Annotated in this window: 1 protein-coding gene; it reads left to right on the top strand. The window is 69.3% G+C overall.

What is annotated here, in order from left to right:
* Positions 1 to 158 precede the first annotated feature (158 nt).
* Positions 159 to 1,601: an NF041680 family putative transposase gene (locus tag DLJ47_RS18945; protein ID WP_109901276.1), complete on the top strand. Its 1,443-nt coding sequence runs from the start codon at positions 159 to 161 to the stop codon at positions 1,599 to 1,601.
* The last annotated feature ends 10 nt before the right edge of the window (positions 1,602 to 1,611 follow it).

Here is a 1,611-nt window from a genome sequence, read left to right as displayed (position 1 = left end):
CTTGTTCTTTAACCCCTGGCGTCTCGGCCGCCGAGATAGTCCTTTGTGGATCCGGCGTGTCGTGGAGACGGAAGCCGGCCACCGTCTGATGATCCTTCGGTTCCCTGGCAAGGACGCGAAGAACAAGGACGGTGGCCGTGGCCACGATTGTGGACTACATGGCTGGGCTGGTGTTACCCGACACGCCCGTGAGCGATCCGGCGGCGGTGCTGGCGGGCTTCCGCCGGGACTTTTACCACTGCTTGGTGCGCCGGGCGGACGCGTTGTTCGAGCTGACCGACGCGGTCCTGTGCACCGACGGGCCGGTGCACAGCCTGGTCGACCTGTCGCTTGCGGCGGAGCACCGGCGTGGTCACGGCGCCTTGTACGACGGGTTGAACAGCGGCCGGATCGACATCGGCCGGCTACGCACGACGCTGGCTGGCCTTCCGCTGCCGAGGACCGCGGACGGTCGGATCGTCCTCGCGGTCGATGTCAGTAACTGGCTGCGCCCGGACGCGTCCACCTCGCCCGACCGGCTGTTCTGCCACGTCTACGGCCGGGCGAAAGGCCAGGCCCAGATGATCCCCGGGTGGCCGTACTCGTTCGTCGCCGCCTTGGAGTCCGGCCGCACCTCGTGGACCGCGATCCTGGACGCGGTGCGCCTCGGCCCGACCGACGACGCCACCGCGGTCACCGCCGATCAGCTACGCGACGTCGTCAACCGTCTCATCGCCGCAGGGCACTGGCACGACGGCGATCCTGAGATCCTGATCGTCGCCGACACCGGCTACGACATCACCCGACTGGCCTACGTGCTGGACGACCTGCCCGTACTGCTGCTGGGCCGGATCCGCACCGACCGGGTACTACGACTACCGAAGCCACCCCGACTGCCCGGCGCCACCGGCCGCCCACCCAAACACGGACCCGAGTTCCGCCTGGACAACCCGTCCACCTGGCCGGCGCCGCAGCACCACACCACCACCGAGACGACCCGCTACGGCACCACCCGCGCCGCAAGCTGGGATCGGCTGCACCCGCGGTTGACCCGCCGCACCTGCTGGATCGACCACCATGGCGACCTGCCAGTCATCGAGGGCACCCTGATCCGGCTGCAGGTCGACCACCTTCCCGGCGACCGTGACCCCAAGCCATTGTGGCTGTGGTGCTCTGCCACCGGCGCCACCTCCACGGATATGGACCGCTGGTGGCGGGCATTCCTGCGCCGCTTCGACCTCGAGCACACGTTCCGACTGTTCAAACAGACCCTCGGCTGGACCCGCCCGAAAATCCGCACCCCCGAGGCAGCCGACCGCTGGACCTGGCTGATCATCGCCGCCCACACCCAACTCCGCCTCGCCCGACCCCTCGCCGCGGACCTGCGCCGCCCCTGGGAACGACCCACCGCACCCGGCCGGCTCACTCCCGCCCGGGTCCGTCGAGGATTTCGGAACCTGCGCGCGAAAAGCGCCCTGCCCGCCGGTGCGCCGAAACCCGCAAGACCAGGCCCCGGACGCCCACCCGGCTCCACCAACCGCAGGCCGGCGCCCCGCCACGACGTCGGCAAAACGATCAAACGTGACCGGAGCATCACCGCACGTAAACGGCGCACGGGTTAAACGACAAGCT

This window comes from Micromonospora sp. S4605, assembly GCF_003176715.1.
In the GTDB taxonomy this organism is placed as follows: Bacteria; Actinomycetota; Actinomycetes; order Mycobacteriales; family Micromonosporaceae; genus Micromonospora; species Micromonospora echinaurantiaca.
Note: the sequence above shows the minus strand (reverse complement) of the source record. Positions and strands in the feature narration are given on the sequence as shown.

What these genes read in the sequence shown, in the direction of transcription:
- DLJ47_RS18945 (WP_109901276.1), top strand. Translation starts at nt 159, where the DNA reads ATGGCTGGGCTGGTGTTACCCGACACGCCCGTGAGCGATCCGGCGGCG.